The sequence below is a fragment of the Halobacteriovorax sp. genome (assembly GCF_048381875.1).
GTDB classification, from domain to species: Bacteria; Bdellovibrionota; Bacteriovoracia; order Bacteriovoracales; family Bacteriovoracaceae; genus Halobacteriovorax_A; species Halobacteriovorax_A vibrionivorans.
Genome location: NZ_JBLXBP010000002.1, coordinates 783,972 through 803,555, shown reverse-complemented (window position 1 = coordinate 803,555; position 19,584 = coordinate 783,972). Strand labels below are relative to the sequence as shown.

Below are 19,584 nucleotides of genomic sequence, written 5' to 3'. Positions count from 1 at the left end.
AGAGAATGAGAGTTTCAAAAGATACTAGCCGTTTATTGATTATATTGAGGCAAGATGCAGCTAGGCTTGCGGATCGAATTATTACTCGTGAAAAAGAATACCTCCATATACTTTCAATGAAGCGAACGCGTGAACACTTTAATGCTGTTTTTCGTTCAAATTTTAAAACAATAACCGTTCAACAATTAATGCTCTTATCTGAAGAGCTCATTATAAATCTAGAAGACTTCTACAATACTATCGACGATATGCATTGGTATTTAGTTCATACGGAAGATATGCCTGCTACTATTGAAGATAGAGTCCATGCTATGGTAAGAGATGTAAAAAACAAGTATGATCAATTAAATTTATATCTCAATGCTGAGCTGGAGACTCATGAAGAAAGCGATGTTGCTTAAATTCATTCTGATAAATATTTTTCTCGTTCAAATCGTTAGCGCCAGAGGAGTTATTTCTGGAAGTCGCTTTGAAATATTAACGGGGCAAAAAGCAAAAGAAAAAATCTCTAATGTATGGGATAAGAAATTTGCTAATCATGACTATATTTATGGAAAATCTCCGGCACAATTTCTTGCTAAGAATTATCAATTTATCCCTCGCGGCTCAACCGTTCTTGATATTGGAATGGGTGAAGGAAGAAATGCGGTTTTTCTTGCTACAAAAGGATATAAAGTTACAGGTGTTGATATTAGCTCTGTAGCAATTGAAAAGTCATTAAAACTTGCAAGACAAGCAGGTGTCCGAATTAAAACAATTCACAAGTCAGTTGATCATTTAAAAATTGCCGATAATTCATTAGATGCAATTATCTGCTTTTATTTTGTAGACAGAGAAATTTCTGAAAAACTAAAGAAATGGTTAAAGCCAGGTGGTGTAATCATTTACGAAGGTTATACTGTCGCCCATAAGAAGAAGTTCAATGACGATAGCATTGATTCTTATTTTTTAAAGTCTGCTGAGTTACTTAATATGTTTAATGACTTTAAAATCTTGAAGTTTGAGGAGCCTGTGCATGGTTCTGAGTTAACTCAATCAATTATTGCCCGAAAACCAATGTAGAAGGGCATCTCTTTCCTTATCTTTTAATAAGTTACATCTGTGGCAAAATAAAAGTGTGAAGTACTTCATTCTATTTTCTATATTCCTTAGCAATCAAGTTGGTTTTTCCAGTACTTTGGAATTCAATAAAGAGTTGGGGTATTTCTCTGGTAGAGTTTCGCATGTTGAAGAAGCGGCGAGGCTTGTTCGATTCAAGCTTGATTTTGATAATATTAAGTATGTAAATAAGTTGGACGAAATAGATCTTTGGGGACTTCACCAAGAAGATAAGAAATGTCGTGCAATAGTAATGGGTAGAACAAGTGATTACCTCTTAGTTAGGGTTCCAAAATTTGACTCTTGTAATCGACACTCAACATTTGTGACAGGCCGCTACTATAATTTTTACTCACAAGATCTTGTAAATAATATTGCGATGGGTAAAGAATTAATTGAGATTTTGGCCAAGAAAAGATTGGCACTTAAATCAAAAATTAAACGCAATAAAAAAAGTCTAACGACGTATGCGCAGAGAGTCGAAACTGTTAATACAAGGTATGCTGTTCTTCGTGAAAAGCTTGAGAAAGAATGGCGCGACGAGCTGCGTCGCCTCGAAGAAGACCATCAACAGCTTGTTCGAAATACTGAGGGAATTCAAACACGTTTAAATGAAGTGGACTTTAAGCTTCAGCAATATCGCGTTGAGTCTAAGAATTTAAAAGAAGACCGTTGGTCCTTGGATCCAAGAAATTACATCATAAAATAATCATCTAAATATTTAATATTTTTTGCCTCTAGACAGACAAGAGCACGCATCTTAATGTGGCCTCTAGTCAATTGGTGTAAAATCTTATATCGTGACTCGCTAAACATAAAAAGGGATAAGTTTATGAAAAAAGGAATCTTTTTAGCTCTATTAAGTACACTTTTAATTTCAGTTGTAAGCTGTAATAAAGGTGGACCAAAAAAGGCTAATAACACTTTCTATTACAATCTTAGTGGTACACCTACTACTTTAAATCCATTATCTTCAACTGATGCTTACTCATCAAATGTACATTCTTATGTTTTAGAAGGACTTCTAAATAAGAATATTGACACAAATGAGTGGGAGCCTGGGCTTGCTGAGTCTTGGAAAATTGAAAATGACGGTTTTGATTTCGTTTTCACAATTAGAGAAGGCGTTAAGTGGCATGATGGAAAACCATTAACAGTAGAAGATGTTAAGTTTTCTTTTGATGCAATTATGCACCCTGAAAATAAATACAAAACAGCTCACATGAAGTCATACTTTGCTAACTTCAAAGAAGCTGTCATTGAAGGTCCAAGAACAATCCGTTTTAAGGCCAAGAAAAAGTACTTTGGTAACTTAATGTCTGTTGCAAGTGGTGGATACCTTGCCATCGTACCAAAGCATATTTATGAGAACCCAACAGAAGAACAAGAAAAAGAGTTAAATAAGACTCTTATTGGTACAGGTCCTTATATCTTTCAAGAGCTTAAAAGAGGGAAAGGTATTTCTCTAGTTAAGAATAAAGATTGGTGGGGTTATAAAACAGACCTTTATAAAGATGATTACTCATATGACGAAATCTTCATGAGATTTATTAAAGAGTCTTCAGTTGCTATTCAAAGACTTGAAAAAGGTGACCTAGACTTCAATGCTCTTTCTCCAGAGGAATATGAGCAGAAAACGAATGGCCCAAAATGGGGTAAAGACGTTTTAAAAGTAAAAGTAGAAAATAAAGCAGTTAAAGGTTACGGTTTTGTTGGTTGGAACTTTAAGCATCCAATCTTTAAGTCAAAGCAAGTTCGTAAAGCAATGAACTACTTAATGAATCGTAAAGAGATGAATAAGAAGTTCCGTTTTGGATACTCTGCACTTGCGACAGGTCCACTTTACCTTCAGTCTGAATATGCAAACAAAGATGTTAAGCCAATTCCTTTTAATGTTGGTGAGGCAATTAAGATTCTTAAAGCTGACGGTTGGGCCGATACTGATCAAGACGCTATTCTAGATAAGGTAATTGATGGAAAGAAGACAAAGCTTTCTTTTACAATCTTAAATCCTTCAAAAACTTTTTCTAAATACCTAACGATGTATCAGCAAGATGCTAAACAAGCTGGTGTTGATATTGAAGTTAAGTATATTGAGTGGAACTCATTCATTAAGGCTCTTGATGAAAGAAACTTTGATGCTGTAACACTTGCTTGGTCAGGTGGTTCTCTAGATTGGGATCCAAAACAAATTTGGCACTCAGACTCAGCAGCAAATAATGGATCTAACTTCATTTCTTATTCAAATAAAGAAGTTGATAAGTTAATTGATCAAGCACAGCTTACTCTTGATAAAGAAAAGAGAAAGAAGATGCTTAAGAAAGTTTATAAGTTAATTGCAGAAGATTATCCATATATCTTCCTTTTTAACGATCGCTTTGCTTTCTATGGAAACACTAAGCGTATGCAAAAAGAAAAAGACACTTACACTTACGGAATTGGTTACGGAAGTAAGTGGTCAATTAAGCAACCTAAGTAGAAGTTAAATAGGTAGGAGTAGAAGTTGTTTAACTATATCGTACGAAGATTAATGATTATGGTCCCGACGTTGATCGGGGTCAGTATCCTTATGTTTGCGATGGTTAACCTGGCACCAGGTTCTCCAATCGAGCAAAAACTTCAGCAAATGAGATTTGGTGGAGTAGGACAAACAACATCGGATACAAGTTCAAATAATGGAGCTGTTTCACAAGAAGTAGTTGAAGCACTCAAGAAGCAATACGGCTTTGATAAACCATTACATATTCGTTATGTAATTTGGCTTAAAAACTTAGCAACGTTAGACTTTGGTGAATCGTTTACTTATGAAGAGCCAGTTATTGATGTTGTCATGAGTAAACTTCCGGTCTCAATTCAATTTGGACTTGTTTCATTCATCATGTCTTATTTGATATGTATTCCGCTTGGAGTAATTAAGGCCGTTAAGAGTGGAACGAAGTTTGATGCTGTATCATCTTTCATTTTATCAGGGCTTTACTCAATCCCTCCTTTCATGCTTGGTATTCTTCTTTTAGTTTACTTTGCCGGTGGTACTTTTGTTGACTGGTTCCCAATCGGAGACCTCGTTTCAGACTACTACGATGATCTAGGGATTTTTGGAAAAATTACAGATCGTATTTGGCACTTTGTGCTTCCTTTAATCGCATACATGGTAGGTCAGTTCACTGTTCTTACTCTTCTTATGAGAAACTCAATGTTAGATGTTATCTCTCAAGACTATGTACGTACTGCAAGAGCGAAGGGTCTATCTGATAAGATGGTCTATATGAAGCATGCTTTAAGAAATGCTCTTATTCCAATTGTTACAGGTTTTGGACACTTCCTATCACTATTCTTTGCTGGATCACTTCTAATTGAGCGTATTTTTAACCTTGATGGTATTGGACTACTTGGTTATCAGTCACTTTTAGAAAGAGATTATAACGTAATTATGGGACTGTTCTTCATTCAGACTGTTCTAATGTTCATCGGAAACTTAATCAGTGATGTTCTATACACTGTTGTTGATCCAAGGATTGATTTCTCATGATTGAAAAATTTATTGAAAATGAACTTACACTTAAAAGATGGAGACGCTTTAAGAAAAGAAAATCTGCTATCGCAGCTTGTATTTTCTTATTTGCATCATTGCTCCTAACGGCAGCTGCACCTTTAATTGCAAATAGTAAGCCTATCTATATGACATACCAAGGAAAGTCATATTTCCCTGTGTTTAAAGATTATCATCCAAGAGATTTTGGTATCACAAATGTTTATGTAACTGACTACCGAAAGCTTGATATGGATAGTGCTATTTGGCCAATTGTTAGATGGGACCCATACGAATCGAATAAAGATGTATATGAGTATCCAGCTCCTCCAAGTGATGAAAATATCATGGGGACAGATGATCGAGGACGTGACGTATTCACAAGACTTCTCTACGGTTATAAGTATTCAATCGCTTATGCATTCTTAGTTTGGCTTCTTTCGACTGTAATGGGAGTCTTCTTTGGTGGTATCATGGGATACTTTGGTGGGAAAGTTGACTTCTTCGGACAACGTGTTGTTGAGATCTTCAGTACAGTTCCAGTATTCTTATTACTTCTAACAATGATTTCAATTTTTAAGCCGACTCTAACACTTCTAATTTTCATTTCTTCTATCTTTGGATGGATGGGAATGAGTTACTATGCTCGTGGAGAGTTCTTGAAGAATAGAAAGCAAGAATTTGTTGAAGCTGCTCGTGGAATGGGAGCATCGACTTCAAGAATTATTGTAAAACATATTCTACCAAATTCACTTGGGCCAATTATTACTTTTGCTCCATTTTCAATTGCTGCTGGTATTTCAGGACTAGCTTCACTTGATTACCTAGGGTTTGGACTTGCTGTTCCAACGCCATCTTGGGGTGAGTTATTAAATCAGGCACATCAGAACTTTAGAATTGCTTGGTGGCTAGCTGTTTATCCATCAGCTGCACTATTTACAAGTCTCTTCTTACTTGTACTCGTTGGAGACGGAGTAAGAGACGCACTTGATCCAAAAATGCAATAAGAGGTAAGCGTGAGAATATTCATCTTAATATTCTCCGCTCTCTTTTTCTTTAATATTTTCGCACAAAAATTTAGAGTGATTTCAACACTTCCTAGTTACACAGAAGCAATGTATTTTCTAGATGCACAAGATCTTCTTGTTGGTGTTTCGGATTATTGTAATTACCCGTCTGATGCTAAGAAGTTACCGCGCTTTGGTACTTCTTTTGAAATTAGCCTAGAGAAGCTCATTAAAGAAAATGTGAATACTGTCCTATTGGCCGAAGTTCAAGGGAGTCGAATAAAAGAAAATCTTGAAAAGGTAGGAATAAAGACAATTGTAATACCATATAAGAAGTTAGCTGATGCAACGGCAATGTTTGAAACTATTAATAAAAATTTCAATTTAGATAAAGATAAGCAAATAAAATTATTTCAATCAAAAATGAGTTCATTATTAAGTCCTTTAAAGAAGAAGAAAAAGGTCTTAATGGTTATCGATGAGAAGTTTAAAAACTCTAAACTTCATGAATTGAGGGCCATTGGAACTGGTAATTACTTCAATGAAATTATTACCAGGCTTGGCGCAACAAATGTTATTTCTAGTAATGGTTATCCTTTGTTAGATCTTGAAAACCTTTTAAAGCTCAAATTCGATATTCTAATTAGAGTCTCAGATCGAAAGATTGAAAATGCAAAGAATTGGAGATCTTCAATATTTAAGGATAAAATATACCTATACGAAAAGGACTATGCTGTTGTTCTTGGACCTCGAACTTTAAATTTAATAGAAGATTTCAGAGAAATATTAAAATGATTAAACTAGAAAATGCATCCATTGACAGTCGAGTTCAAGTGGAGCGCTTCACGTTGAGCGAGAAAAGCTGTGGTGTCATCGGTCCAAATGGAGCAGGTAAGTCTAGCTTTTTGAAAATGATTGCACAACTTGAAGACTTTCAAGGGAGTATCATATGTGAAGGTGATGTTGCCTATTGTGGTGACGCAACCTCTTTGCAGAGTGATATGCTTGCTAGTGAGGTTCTTTTTTATGCACGTGGAAATAAGGCCCAAAATTCAGACTTTTTAAATCATCTTATAAAACATTTTAATTTCACAACATTACTCAATCGCCCTGTCTCAACATTAAGTGGTGGTGAAAAACAGCGATTAAATATAATTTCAATTTTTTATTATGATTGTGATTATACGCTCTTAGATGAGCCAACTAATTATTTAGATCCTATATACGTTGACTTACTTTCTGAATTTTTAAAGAGCTGGGAGAAGTCTCTTTTTATCGTTAGTCATAATCTAAATTTTGTAATTGATAATTGCCAACAACTTCTTGCCTTCAATGATGGTTGTGTGAGCTTTGATGGAAAAACTTCAAAAGCTTTAGATGACAAAGCATTTGATAAAGTCTTTTTAAAAGAATTCAATTATCAAAGCTTTGATGAAAGAAGGTATATTTTATGAAAAAAGGTATCCTGCTTTATTTTGTCGCTATTATAGTAATCGCTCTTGCGCCTTTTTTAGGACGTAGCGGATTTATTGATTTTGATAAGCAGGGTCTCTATATATTAGAAAATTTAAGATTTCCTCGCGTTTATTTGGCCTTTATTGTTGGTGGACTTCTTTCTATTATTGGAAATACTACACAAGTCATTTTTAGAAATCCTTTGGCGACACCTTATACATTAGGTTTTTCAAGTGTTGCTGCACTCGGATTAGCAATTGCTGAACTCGGATTTGAAAGTTACTCATTAGGTGCTTATATTGCCCTATCTTCAACATTTCTATTTATTCTTCTATTCCTATATTTAAATAAGTTTTCGTCTCAAAAAGTTCTTCTCTTTGGAGTGTGCTTATCAATATTTTCTTCAAGCGCTATCGTCTTTGTTCAAAGTCTACTTGGAAATGAAAGTATAGCACGTCTAATACGATGGATGATGGGAAGCCTTTCAATTGTTGGTTTTGAAAGCTTTACTTATACATTACCTCTCTACTTAATCGGCCTCGTCTTTTTTATCGCGAATCGAAGAAATTTGGCCATGATATCAATTGGTGAAGACTTTGCAAAAACAAGAGGAGTTAAAACTCGTCAAGTTAATGCAACTCTGATTTTAATTTCAAATCTTCTTGTTGCAATCATTGTGTGGCAATGTGGACCAATTGGCTTTGTTGGGCTTATTATTCCGCATATTACAAGACGCTTGATAAGTGCAAATTATCAAAAGAATCTACTTCCAACTTTTATTTTTGGAGGCGCATTCTTAGTTCTTTGTGATCTCTTATCTAGGGTTATATTGGAGAATAGTATTATTCCAATTGGTGCGATTACAGCATGTGTTGGAGCACCAGTATTAGTACTCCAACTGTTTAAAAAGCCTAGCGCTTAATTTCTTCTAGTTTAACTTTTGCTTTCTTAAGTGCGCTACCGCGACGGTAAAGAACTTCCACAATATCACCAACTTTGTATTCGTAGAGAATATTAAAAATATCATCAAAATCATTAATTTCTTTACCATCTACTTTTAAGATAACATCTCCTAGCTTCACTTCTCTTGTTCTAGGATTTTGTGAAAGACCTTTTAGTCCGGCCTTCTCAGATGGCCCGCCTGGCCTTACACTTTGTATTGGGAGCCCTTTTTCTAGGTCTATTCCGTAGAAGTAAGCAAGCTCTCTTTTTTCAGCAATAGCAATTCCTAGTCCTGGTCTTTTAACCATTCCGAACTTGATTATTTGAGGGACAATTTTCTTAACGATATTAATTGGAACAGCAAATCCAACTCCTGCAGATGATCCTGAGCTTGAAAAGATCATTGTGTTAACACCAATAACATTTCCAGAAGAATCAATAAGTGGTCCACCAGAGTTTCCTGGATTAATTGAACTATCTGTTTGTAACATTCCGCGAATTTCTACTCCACCAATTCCTTGTATTCCTCTTTGTTTTGCTGAAATTATTCCTGTCGTCACTGTTGCATCCAGACCAAATGGTGATCCTATGGCAATTGCTTTTTGACCGACTTGAACATTATTTGAATCTCCGGTCTTTAATGGAGTAATATCTCTAGGGACTTCTAGTAACTTTAATACAGCGATATCCTTTGCTGGCTCAGTTCCGACAAGTGTTGCTTTGTATTCTTTTTTATTATTATTAAAACGAATTAAGAAATTATCGGCGCCTTCAACGACATGATAATTGGTAATAATATGTCCATTTTTGTCCCAGATCCATCCAGAACCTTCACCTTTTACGACTTCTCTTGTTGATGAGCTAAAGAAAAAGCCGCGACGTGCTCTTAGTTTGCCAAGACTAGAGATATTCACAACAGAATTCACTGAATCTTTAAATATAGAAATGGTATTCTTTTCAGACTCTAATCTTGCTTGGCCTTCGTTAAATAATGCATGTGTATTAAACGAAGCTAGTAATAAAAAAGTTAAGAAAAAATGTCCTATTTTTGTTCTCATAATAATCCTCATATTCTTTTTATTAACTCTTTTGACGCTTATCCCATTATACATATATAATCATATTTAATGAATTCTTGATTCAGATAAATGTCAAATTTTTGTAAGAACTCTGAGGGGATAAGTGGATATACGCTATTATAATCGATATACGAATAAGGTTGAAGTTGAAAAGGTTTATGGAGATGGTGCTGTTCGTTTTTTATACTCAAACCCTATTGGAAAGCTTTTGTCTGGTGCTGTTACTTCATCAATAGTGTCGACTTTCTATGGTGAATTACAAAGTATGACATTTACAAAGAATAAAATTCCAAAATTTGTAAAAGATTTTGAAATTAACCTTGATGACTATTTGCCAGCTGAAGGCCGTTCATTAGATGATCCATATGGTAGCTTCAACGAATTCTTTATCAGACGATTCAAAGATGGTAAGCGTGAATTTAATGCTGCTGAAAATGAAATGCCTGCTTTTAGTGAAGCGAGATATTTTGGATATGAATCAATTCAGAATAGTTATAAAATTCCAGTAAAAGGAAAGTATTTAAATTCAACTGAATTACTCCAGAATAAGAAGTGGCAGGATGTCTTTAATGATGGCCCACTATTATTGGCAAGATTGTGTCCAGTTGATTACCACCGATTCCACTATCCACTAGATGGACGAGTCATTGACTATTATAAAGTTGATGGTACTTATCACTCGGTAAATCCCATTGCTTTAAAAATGAAAAATGATATTTTTTCTACGAATATACGTGAAGTAACGATTATCGAGACTGAAAAGTTCGGAAAATTAGCTTATGTTGAAGTAGGGGCCACGATGGTTGGCCGTATTGTTCAAACAAGTGATCTTAAAGAATGTAAGCAAGGTCAGGAAAAAGGTTACTTCCTCTTTGGTGGATCGACTATAATTGTATTAGGTGAAAAAGGTAAGTGGTCACCTTCAGACGATATAATCAATAATACAAAAAATGGTATTGAAACTTATATTCACTTAGCAGATATCGTTGCAACTACAGGAAAGTGATCCGACGGGTATATCCCATCACTTTCTTCCTTGTGCATTAAGATCTCTTCGCATTTTAATTTATCTTTTGAACAAAGAATCCAATCAATGCGTGAGCCATCTTCTCGTTGTCCCTTAAAGCTATGGTGACTTTCACATTCTTCATGCTTGTGCTCAAGCCATGGGTCTATGAGCTCGGGGATTCTTTGATTGATAATTGAGCGCACTTGCTCAAAAGGTGATTCGTTAAAGTCTCCTGTCAGTATGACTGGATAATCAGACCTTAGACGGTTTATTTCATTGATAAGAACATTTATTTGCTCTTGTCTTGTATTAGTCTTTAAATGGTCAAGGTGAGCATTCACAACAAAGAATTTCTTATTATTTGCTCTTGCTTCTAAAATTGCCCATGTACATACTCTAGGAAACGCACTTCCAAATGATTTTGAAGCTGCTATATACGGTGTCTCAGATAGCCAGATGTCTCCAGAGTGAATAAGTTTAAATTTTGAAGGCCTATAATATATAGAAGGATACATTCGATCATCGATCCATTGACGATTTTCTTCAACAATCTTAAGTCCTTGGAGCAGTCCTTCAAGGTCCTTTAGTTGAGGTTGCCATCCTTCTTGGGTTCCAATAATATCAGGATGATACCCATTAATTGCGCATGCCAGAAGCTTTCTTCTATTGTGCCAATCGTGCTCTCCATCTGCTGGATTATCGAAGCGAATATTTGATGTAATTACTGTGAACTTAAACATATTTCATTAATGAAAACATATTTTTCATCAATAGAAAAATAGAAAACACCAGATTCAGCACTCTTGGCCTTAATTATCTCTTACATTTACTTTCCTTTTAACTAAGGAGGACTGATGTCTAAACAAATCGAATTATTTAATGAAGTAAGAAAAAGGTACCCTGATTATACCTATAAAAAGTTATCAGCTTTATTTGAAATTCAACAAACACGACTATTTCGCTTGATGACTGGTGCGTGTGATTTAAAGGCCAGTGAATACTTTATTATCAAAGAAAAATTAGAATCGAATTCATCGGAGATTGGAGAATTAATCCAGTTCTTAGAAAAGCATTCATTTGGCTTAAGTCGTAATGATTGTATTGAGTTTAAAAGTGAAATTGAAAATAAATTATTTCTTAGAAAATTAATTGGTGCTTAGGGAGCTGATATGACACGTTTACTTATGATTGAAAGAGCTATTTTAGAATCTTGTGGAAATAGTAAAAAAACAATATTTGAGATCGCTGATGAAACAGGTATTGATATTTCCATAATTGGTACCCTTTGTATTCGCTTGAAGAAAAAAGGAATACTAGCGAGAAATCAGAATCACTATTATATAAATAAAGATGCAAATAGCTTAGTCGTTGCGAATTCTCCAGAGAATATTAGAAAAGAAGTTCGCGAAGTAACAAATTCAATGATTGAGAATTACTTTACAAGAAAAGAAAATCGCTCTCTTAAACTACAAAAAGTATATGTCGATAAAACAGAAGAATTAATTTTAAACTCAATGCTTGATCAATTAAATCGCTTCGTTGAAGACTTACAGAAAAATCATAAGAAAAACTCAAGAAATATCGTAAAAAAACAAAAGGTTCTTATGTGGGGACACGGTAATTATAACGATTTAATTGAAAGCTCTCTTCAATTAGCGAGATAAAATAAGAAAACTTAAATTATGTTTAATTGAGTCGCCTCGTGGAATGAAATAATCTTTATATATTTCATTTCACGAGGTTTTTTTATGAGTTTTTTACCTATTTTCCTAATAATAATTACAATTTTGAGCTGTCAAACAAAAGAGAAAGAGACTTTGTACTTTGGAGGGAGGATTCTAACAATGGATGGGAAGTCTCCAGCATATATTGAAGCTGTTGTAGAGAAGGATGGAAAAACAATTTTTACAGGAGAAAAAAAAGAGGCATTTAAAAAGTATCCTGATGCAAATAGAGTAAACTTAGAAGGTAAGGCGATGTTACCAAGCTTTCTTGATTCTCATGGGCACTTTGTTGCTGCTATTGATGAAGTTATTGAGGCAACAAAATTTTCCGGTATAGATGCATCAAATGATCGACGCTTTGTCGTTATTCATTCTCAATTTCAGCGTCCTGATCAATTAGATGAATATGTAAAATTAGGTCTGACTCCATCTTATTTTACTAATCACACATTCTTTTGGGGAGATGTTCATATTAAGAATATTGGGAAATCTAAAGCAAGCTTTATAAGCCCAATAAAAGCCGCTGTTGATAAAGGGTTAATATACTCGAATCATTCTGACTTTAATATAACTCCTCTGGATCCATTTTTTATTCTTTGGACAGCTACAACAAGGAAAACACGAGAAGGAGTTATCTTAGGTGAGGAACAACGTGTCGATATGTATACCGCATTACAGGGATTGACAACTGGGCCAGCTTATCAAGTATTTGAAGAAGAAAGAAAGGGGAAAATCAAGGTTGGATTTTTAGCGGATTATGTCATTCTAGATAAGGATCCGATGAGGATAACAGGTGATGAAATTAAGGATATTCAAGTAATTGAGACAATTAAAAATGGAAAAGTAGTCTATTCAAAAAATTAACCAACGAATCCAAATTCGTTGAGCATTTTTTCAACGAGCTCTTTTAAATTATATTTTAGCATTTTATTTTCCGGAGACATTGTTGAACATTCAATATATCCAATCATTTTTTTGAAGTCAGTTTTTCGGCCTTGATTTTCTAACCAATTATCAAATAGAATTATAGCTTCAATCCATTCACGAACAGAGTATTGAGTTTTATCAATATAAGAAAAAAGGAGCTCTCCATTTTCTTTATGATTCGGCGATGACTTTAGATGCTTTTGTAGGTAACTAAAGATTGTTTTTAATTCATCTTCGCTTCTTATATTATTTAGTAATAATTCCAGCCTTTCATCAGATAAAAAGCTAATTGGGTATTGTGCCCTGAGTCTTTGGAAATAGTTTTCAGTCATAGTACCTAACATGGTGTGCAAATTAATAATTTTGTTCTAAACTAACGAAGTTATCTATTTATAATTTAGCAAGGGTTTTACATGTTTGAAACTATTAAAAATATATGGCCATTGATACATCGCCATCGCTTACGAGTTATCGGAAGTATGCTCTTTGGTGTTGGAATGGCCTTGATTAAAGGTGGGCAAGTTGCGCTCATTGGTCCTTTATTTAATAAAGGTTTATCACCTGATTCGACTATGGAAGATATCTTGAGTCTTGTGGGTCTTCTATGTTTACTTGCCTTGATTAACTTGCCGGTAAGATTCTTTCATTTTTATTGGATGGAATATTCAATGAATGATGCTATCTGTGAGATTAGAATGAAGATTTATTCAAAAATCCAGGATATTCCAATCTCATTTTATACAACAACAAAGCAGGGTGATGTCATTTCAACAATCTTAAATGATACAATGATCTACTCTCAGGGGATTAGTGGGATTATCACTATGGTCCGTGAACCAGTGACGCTGATTGTACTTCTTGGTTATGCATTTTATATCGACTGGCAACTAACTTTAGTTACTTTTGCAATCTTACCTCTAATGCTCTTTGTTTTTACATTCTTTGGAAAAAGGGTACGTGCCCATCAAGAGGATGTTCAAAGGCGCCTATCTGACATGACTCATATTATTGGTGAAGGTGTTGGTGGACAAAAAATTATCAAGGCCTTCAATCTTCAAGACTATACAAGAAATTTTTTCAAAAGTTATCAGAGAGAGTTTTTTGATTTTCAAATGAAAGCAGAAGTGATGAGGCAGTTTTCTCATCCTTTAGTTGAATTCATTACAACTTTAACTCTTTCTGCCGTTATTGTTTTTGCTCAGATTAAGATTTCTGGAAGTTCAATGAGTACGGGAGACTTTATTACTTTTATTGGTATCATGGCAATGATTCAAGATCCGATTAGAAAAACTAATGACGGAAACCTGAAGATTAATCAGGCACAAGCGGCAGAGAAAAGAATTTTTAAGTTTTTAAAAGTTGAAAATGAAGCTGATCCTGGAACTCAAGAAAACTTTGAATTAAAAGAAAGAATTTCATTCAAAAACTTAGACTTCTCGTATGGTGAGAACCAAGTCATCAATAACTTAAGCTTTGATATTGAAAAAGGTGAGAAAGTAGCGTTAGTTGGACTTTCTGGATCAGGTAAATCGACCTTGATTAATGTTCTCTTAGGCCTTTATCCAGTTAAAAAGGGAAGTTATAAGATTGACGGAGTTGACTCTTCTGACTTTACACTTAAAGGCTTACGCGAATACTTTGGCCTTGTTTCTCAGGATATTTTCTTATTTAACACTACAATCAGAGAAAACCTGATGTTAGGTAAAAATGTATCGGAAGAGAAGTTGGAGGAAGCACTAAAGGTTGCTCATGCAACAGATTATATTAATGAACTACCTGAAGGGCTTGAGACTATTATAGGTGATCGAGGAGTGCGGCTTTCAGGAGGTCAAGCTCAGAGGTTAACGATAGCCCGTGCTTATCTTCAAGATAATGATGTATTTTTATTTGATGAAGCTACTTCTGCCTTAGATAATGAATCTGAAAAAGTCGTTCAAGAATCATTAAATGATCTTGCAAAGAATAAGACAGTTGTTGCAGTTGCTCATAGGCTTTCAACAATTCAAAATTACGATAAAATAATTGTTCTAAAAGATGGACAAAAGATTGAGCAGGGTCGTCACGAAGAACTGATGGCCTTAGGTGGAGAGTACAAAAAACTATATGAATTAAGTATGAGATCTTAAGATAGTGAAGGCTACCTAGAATGGTAGCCTTTTTCCTGCTCTAAATGGGTGTATCCACTCTGGAGCCACTTTATTTAGCTTTTCACCAGACATGACAATTTTATACTTTTCTAAAAAGTCATTTGTGAAGTTTTCCATGGAAAAGTTTTTTAAAGCATAATTTCTAATATATTCACGATCATAAATGTCTTTAGTTGTATTAAAGTATTCGATGATCTCTTCATGAGAATAGAATGTTCTTCCTGTACCTTCCACAATTAAATCAGGAAGTGAGCCAAAACTTGAGCCAAATACTGGTAGACCTTGAGTCATGGCCTCAATAATTGCTAGTCCAAAAGGCTCATGCCATCGAACTGCAAACAAGAGTGCATCACATTCGCGCATTAGATCAAGCTTGTGTTGTCCACCTACCATTCCATGGTTATGAATGAGAGGATGCCAACCAAATAACTTTGAACCACCGCCACAAATATGAAGATGCTTATTTGTCTGTCTTGCTATCTTTACTGATTGTTTTAAATTCTTAACTCGCCAAGATGCTTTTGCTAGAAATAGAAGATTCTTAATATTTTTAATCTCTTTTTCTTTATAGATTGCAGGATACTCTTCCATATCAAGGCAGTTGTTTACGTAGCTTGTTGATCCATGATTCCTTGCGTGGGACTTGGAAACAAAAACAGTGTTTAGATCAAACTTTTCACCAGGAAAACCATTGCCTCCAATATTAATTAAATAAGGAATATCAAGTTTTATATCATCATTGAAAAATTGATGAATAACATCTGTATTATCAGGTACAAGTTGTTGCCAATTATCTTTCTTTGACCAAGGTATATGTTGAATACCGTATTCTGTAACCTGGCTCTCTGCTGGTCCAATAAATGTAACCTTATGTCCGAACTTAATGAGTTCTTTCATATGCCAAAAAACAAGTCTTTCGACACCACCATATGTTTTGATTGGAAGAGCGGTGTGATGATGAATACAAACGTGCATATTAATTCCTATAGAATTGGCCTTAGCCATCTTTCAATTTCTTCTACTTTCTGATTTTTTTGTTTGGCATAAGACTCAACTTGGTCCTTTGCAATATTCAAAATATTAAAGTATTTTGCGCCAGGGTTAAAGAAGATGTAGCCTGATACTGAGCTCGCTGGATACATCGCATAGCTTTCAGTTAAGATTGCACCAGTATGTTCTTCAACCTTTAGGTATTTCCAGATTTTACTTTTTTCAGTGTGATCTGGGCAAGCAGGGTAACCAGCGGCAGGTCTAATTCCTGTATACTTTTCTTTTATAAGCTCCTCAAGTGAGAGCTCTCGCTCTTTTTCAATTCCACACATTTGTCGTGCTCTTTCGTGGATTAGTTCAGCATAAGCTTCTGCTAAACGATCTCCAACGGCCTTAACCATAATTGAAGTATAGTCATCACCTTTGTCTTCAAAAGTTTTTGCATACTCTTCAACCTCTTTACCAATTGTAACGACAAAAGACCCAATATAGTCTTGTTTATCTCCTTTAGGAAGAATGTAGTCTGCTAGAGATAAATAAGGTCGATCGTTTTGTGTTTTCTCTTTTTGTTGGCGTAAGAAATTAAAAGTACCAAATTCATTCTTATTTTCATCGAGCAGGATTACTTCCTCTTCTTTTGAATATGCTGGCCAGAATCCAAGAACGGCTTTGGGTTTAAAACGATTATTATCGATAATATCATCGAGAATATCCTGGGCCTCTTGATATAACTTCTTAGCTTCTTCACCATAATCTTTATGAGAGAGAATATTTGGATAAATTCCTTTAAGCTCCCAAGTCCAGAAGAAAGGAGACCAATCAATATACTTGGCAATTTCTTTTACTTCAATATCGTCGAACTTTCTTTCACCGATATACGGAGGGGTAAATTCCTTAAAGGTATCCTCTGGATTAATGCGGTTTCTCTTACGAGCTTCCTCAAGAGGTATTGTCGCCTGAACAGAGTCTTTTTTATTTTCAAAATACTCTTTTGTTCTTTTTTGATTATCTCTAAGATCCTTAATAAAGTTTTCGCGAAGCTTTTCATTTAATAAGCTGTTACATATTCCAACTGTTTGAGATGCATCTCCTACATGAACGACTGGACTTGTACATTCTGGTGCAATTTTTACTGCAGTGTGTGTCTTACTTGTTGTGGCACCACCAATTAGAACTGGTGTTTCAAGTCCTTGACGATTAAATTCTGCAACATTATGGATCATTTCATCAAGTGAAGGAGTAATCAGACCACTAAGGCCAATGATTTTTGCATTATGTTCTTTTGCTGCCTTTATTATATCTTCACAGCTTACCATAACACCTAGGTCGACAACGTTATATCCATTGCAGGCCATTACAACACCAACAATATTCTTACCGATGTCGTGAACATCACCCTTTACTGTTGCGATAACAAAAGTATTCTTCTTGCTTTTACCTTCCTTATCTTTTTCCATGTATGGTTCAAGATAGGCGACAGCTTGTTTCATGACTCGAGCACTCTTAACTACTTGTGGGAGAAACATTTTCCCTTCACCGAAAAGTTCTCCAACAATACCCATACCATTCATTAATGGGCCTTCAATAACATCAAGAGGTGAGCCTAGCTCTTGTCTTGCTTCCTCGACATCTTCTTCAATAAACTTTCCAATCCCTTTTACAAGAGAGTGAGAGATTCTTTCTTGAAGAGTGCCTTCACGCCAAGATAAGTCATCTTCTTTAGCTTTTGATTTGACGCCTTTAAATTGTTCGGCGTAGTCTATTAGTTCATCTGTTGCATTTTCTTTACGATTAAAGAGAACGTCTTCAATTTTTTCTAATAGCTCAGGTTTAATATTTTCATAAACTTCAAGCATTCCAGCATTAACAATCCCCATATCGAGACCTGCTTTAATTGCATGATAGAGAAAAGAGCTATGCATTGCCTCGCGAACGACATTATTTCCTCGGAAAGAAAATGAAATATTTGATATCCCACCACTCGTAAGTGCACCAGGGCAAGTCTCTTTTATTTCGCGTACTGCTTCGATGAAGTTAATTGCGTAATCATTATGTTCTTCAATTCCTGTTCCAACAGTTAGAACGTTTGGATCGAAAATGATATCTGTTGCTGGAAAACCAACCTCTTCTGTTAGAATCTTGAATGCTCTTTGGCAGATTGAAACTTTTTCTTCTTTTGAAGCAGCTTGTCCTTTTTCATCAAAGGCCATAACAACAACGGCAGCTCCATATTGAAGGATCTTCTTAGCATGTTCTTTAAATTGTTCTTCCCCCTCTTTTAGCGAGATTGAATTCACAATACTTTTTCCTTGGACACACTTTAGACCTTCTTCGATAACTTCCCATTTTGAAGAATCGATCATAATTGGTACTTTGCAGATATCTGGCTCAGAAGCGATAAGGTTTAGAAACTTCACCATACAGGCTTTAGAGTCCAGAAGACCTTCGTCAAAGTTGATATCAATTATATTGGCACCATTTTCAACTTGTTGGCGAGCAACATCTAGTGCGGCTTCAAAATTTTCTTCTCGTATTAATCGAGCAAAGCGGGGAGAGCCGGTTACATTTGTTCTCTCTCCAACCATGATAAAAGGTCTTTGCCCATGGTGATTTAAATTCAGTGGCTCAAGTCCTGATAGTCTTTGAGTCTCAGGTAAATCGTGAATACTACGAGGCTTAATATCTTTTAAATGATTATAAATTGCATTGATATGCTCTGGTGTTGTTCCACAACATCCACCCACAATATTAACAAGCCCAGACTCCGCAAAATCAGTTAGAAGGGAAGCTGTTTCATTTGGCTTTTCATCATAACCAGTATCACTTAGAGGATTAGGCAGCCCTGCATTTGGATAGCAAGAGATATAACAATTTGAAACTCTTGATAATTCTTCAATATATGGACGCATCTCCTTTGCACCTAAAGCGCAGTTAATACCAACGCTAAATGGCCTTGCGTGTTCAATTGAATTCCAAAAGGCTTCAACTGTTTGTCCGGATAGAGTTCTTCCCGAGGCATCAGTAATTGTAACTGAAAGCATAATAGGAGTATCAAGATTATTGTCGTCGAGATACTTTCTCATTGCAAAAATTGCTGCTTTTAGATTTAAAGTATCAAAGGAAGTTTCTGCAAGAAGTAAATCGGCGCCACCATCAATTAGCCCTTTTGTTTGTTCGTAGTAATTATCCACGAGCTCATCAAAAGTAATCCCGCGGAATGCAGGATTATTAACATCAGGAGAGATCGAAGCCGTTTTATTTGTTGGCCCAAGGGCCCCTGCTACATAGCATTTCCTATCAGGATTCTTATCCATAAATTCAAGGCAAGCTTCTTTTGCAATCTTTGCAGCTTGAACATTTATTTCATAGGCATATTCACTGAGGTTATAATCGTCTTGTGCGATTCGCGTTCCAGAGAATGTATTTGTTTCAATGATATCAGCACCGGCTTCGAGATATTTAAGGTGAATTTCCTTTATAATTTCAGGACGAGTCAGATTTAATAGATCATTGTTTCCCTTAAGATCAATTTTAGTATCTTTAAAAATATCACCACGGAAGTCTTCTTCTTTTAGATGGTATTGTTGAACCATTGTTCCCATAGCACCATCAAGAAATAGAATTCGGTTTTTTATTTTGTCTTCAAGCTGACTACGAATATCAGTTACATTTGTCAT

19 protein-coding genes are annotated in these 19,584 nt (G+C 35.2%); 14 read left to right on the top strand and 5 right to left on the bottom strand.

Annotated elements, in window-relative coordinates:
* Positions 1-5 precede the first annotated feature (5 nt).
* From ACN5L8_RS08165 to ACN5L8_RS08125, 9 genes are all read left to right on the top strand, one after another.
* On the top strand, positions 6-401 hold the full coding sequence (locus ACN5L8_RS08165; RefSeq protein WP_115362146.1) for a hypothetical protein: 396 nt from the start codon (positions 6-8) through the stop codon (positions 399-401).
* Positions 379-1,062: a class I SAM-dependent methyltransferase gene (locus ACN5L8_RS08160; RefSeq protein ID WP_158536879.1), complete on the top strand. Its 684-nt coding sequence runs from the start codon at positions 379-381 to the stop codon at positions 1,060-1,062. Before ACN5L8_RS08165 ends, ACN5L8_RS08160 begins: the two co-directional genes overlap by 23 nt.
* A 55-nt stretch (positions 1,063-1,117) precedes the next feature.
* On the top strand, positions 1,118-1,807 hold the full coding sequence (locus ACN5L8_RS08155) for a hypothetical protein (protein ID WP_133296941.1): 690 nt from the start codon (positions 1,118-1,120) through the stop codon (positions 1,805-1,807).
* Positions 1,808-1,930: 123 nt separating this feature from the next.
* Complete coding sequence (locus ACN5L8_RS08150; protein WP_115362140.1) at positions 1,931-3,577, top strand: ABC transporter substrate-binding protein; 1,647 nt, start codon at positions 1,931-1,933, stop codon at positions 3,575-3,577.
* 90 nt (positions 3,578-3,667) lie between these two features.
* Positions 3,668-4,627 carry an ABC transporter permease subunit gene (locus ACN5L8_RS08145; RefSeq protein ID WP_233500257.1) on the top strand — a complete coding sequence of 320 codons (960 nt, stop codon included), beginning with the start codon at positions 3,668-3,670 and terminating at the stop codon, positions 4,625-4,627.
* Complete coding sequence (locus ACN5L8_RS08140; RefSeq protein WP_115362136.1) at positions 4,624-5,634, top strand: ABC transporter permease subunit; 1,011 nt, start codon at positions 4,624-4,626, stop codon at positions 5,632-5,634. The genes ACN5L8_RS08145 and ACN5L8_RS08140 overlap by 4 nt, the downstream gene beginning before the upstream one ends.
* A 75-nt stretch (positions 5,635-5,709) precedes the next feature.
* A complete protein-coding gene (locus ACN5L8_RS08135; RefSeq protein ID WP_334678739.1) occupies positions 5,710-6,429 on the top strand; it encodes an ABC transporter substrate-binding protein in 720 nt (239 codons plus the stop codon).
* Entirely contained in the window at positions 6,426-7,088 is a 663-nt protein-coding gene (locus tag ACN5L8_RS08130) for an ATP-binding cassette domain-containing protein (protein WP_419172796.1), read from the top strand. Before ACN5L8_RS08135 ends, ACN5L8_RS08130 begins: the two co-directional genes overlap by 4 nt.
* Positions 7,085-8,011: a FecCD family ABC transporter permease gene (locus ACN5L8_RS08125; protein ID WP_120404111.1), complete on the top strand. Its 927-nt coding sequence runs from the start codon at positions 7,085-7,087 to the stop codon at positions 8,009-8,011. Before ACN5L8_RS08130 ends, ACN5L8_RS08125 begins: the two co-directional genes overlap by 4 nt.
* Here ACN5L8_RS08125 and ACN5L8_RS08120 read toward each other — a convergent pair.
* Positions 8,001-9,089, bottom strand: coding sequence for a S1C family serine protease (locus ACN5L8_RS08120; RefSeq protein WP_158536878.1), 1,089 nt, complete (start codon positions 9,087-9,089; stop codon positions 8,001-8,003). The two genes, ACN5L8_RS08125 and ACN5L8_RS08120, sit on opposite strands and share 11 nt — an antisense overlap.
* Before the next feature lie 124 nt (positions 9,090-9,213).
* On the opposite strand from ACN5L8_RS08120, the gene ACN5L8_RS08115 reads away from it, so the two are divergent.
* The gene (locus ACN5L8_RS08115) at positions 9,214-10,116 is read left to right on the top strand and encodes a phosphatidylserine decarboxylase (protein WP_419172795.1); all 903 of its coding nucleotides are present in this window, start codon (positions 9,214-9,216) and stop codon (positions 10,114-10,116) included.
* On the opposite strand, the gene ACN5L8_RS08110 is transcribed toward ACN5L8_RS08115, so the two are convergent.
* A complete protein-coding gene (locus tag ACN5L8_RS08110; RefSeq protein ID WP_115362124.1) occupies positions 10,080-10,859 on the bottom strand; it encodes an endonuclease/exonuclease/phosphatase family protein in 780 nt (259 codons plus the stop codon). The two genes, ACN5L8_RS08115 and ACN5L8_RS08110, sit on opposite strands and share 37 nt — an antisense overlap.
* A 114-nt stretch (positions 10,860-10,973) precedes the next feature.
* Here ACN5L8_RS08110 and ACN5L8_RS08105 point away from each other — a divergent pair, with 114 nt between their 5' ends.
* The 3 genes from ACN5L8_RS08105 to ACN5L8_RS08095 all read left to right on the top strand — a co-directional run bounded on the left by ACN5L8_RS08105 (position 10,974) and on the right by ACN5L8_RS08095 (position 12,707).
* Positions 10,974-11,279: a hypothetical protein gene (locus ACN5L8_RS08105; protein ID WP_115362122.1), complete on the top strand. Its 306-nt coding sequence runs from the start codon at positions 10,974-10,976 to the stop codon at positions 11,277-11,279.
* A 9-nt stretch (positions 11,280-11,288) separates the two neighbouring features.
* Positions 11,289-11,783 (top strand): hypothetical protein, encoded by a 495-nt coding sequence (locus tag ACN5L8_RS08100; protein ID WP_419172794.1) that lies wholly within the window; start codon positions 11,289-11,291, stop codon positions 11,781-11,783.
* Positions 11,784-11,906: 123 nt separating this feature from the next.
* Positions 11,907-12,707, top strand: a complete 801-nt coding sequence (locus ACN5L8_RS08095) for an amidohydrolase family protein (RefSeq protein ID WP_419172793.1) — start codon at positions 11,907-11,909, stop codon at positions 12,705-12,707.
* On the opposite strand, the gene ACN5L8_RS08090 is transcribed toward ACN5L8_RS08095, so the two are convergent.
* Positions 12,704-13,102: a hypothetical protein gene (locus ACN5L8_RS08090; RefSeq protein WP_115362116.1), complete on the bottom strand. Its 399-nt coding sequence runs from the start codon at positions 13,100-13,102 to the stop codon at positions 12,704-12,706. The two genes, ACN5L8_RS08095 and ACN5L8_RS08090, sit on opposite strands and share 4 nt — an antisense overlap.
* Before the next feature lie 81 nt (positions 13,103-13,183).
* Between ACN5L8_RS08090 and ACN5L8_RS08085 the strand changes: the two genes are divergently transcribed.
* Positions 13,184-14,896, top strand: a complete 1,713-nt coding sequence (locus ACN5L8_RS08085) for an ABC transporter ATP-binding protein (protein ID WP_419172792.1) — start codon at positions 13,184-13,186, stop codon at positions 14,894-14,896.
* A gap of 15 nt (positions 14,897-14,911) precedes the next feature.
* On the opposite strand, the gene ACN5L8_RS08080 is transcribed toward ACN5L8_RS08085, so the two are convergent.
* Positions 14,912-15,892 (bottom strand): glycosyltransferase, encoded by a 981-nt coding sequence (locus tag ACN5L8_RS08080; protein WP_162929491.1) that lies wholly within the window; start codon positions 15,890-15,892, stop codon positions 14,912-14,914.
* 8 nt (positions 15,893-15,900) lie between these two features.
* Positions 15,901-19,584 (bottom strand): methionine synthase, encoded by a 3,684-nt coding sequence (gene metH / locus ACN5L8_RS08075; protein ID WP_419172791.1) that lies wholly within the window; start codon positions 19,582-19,584, stop codon positions 15,901-15,903.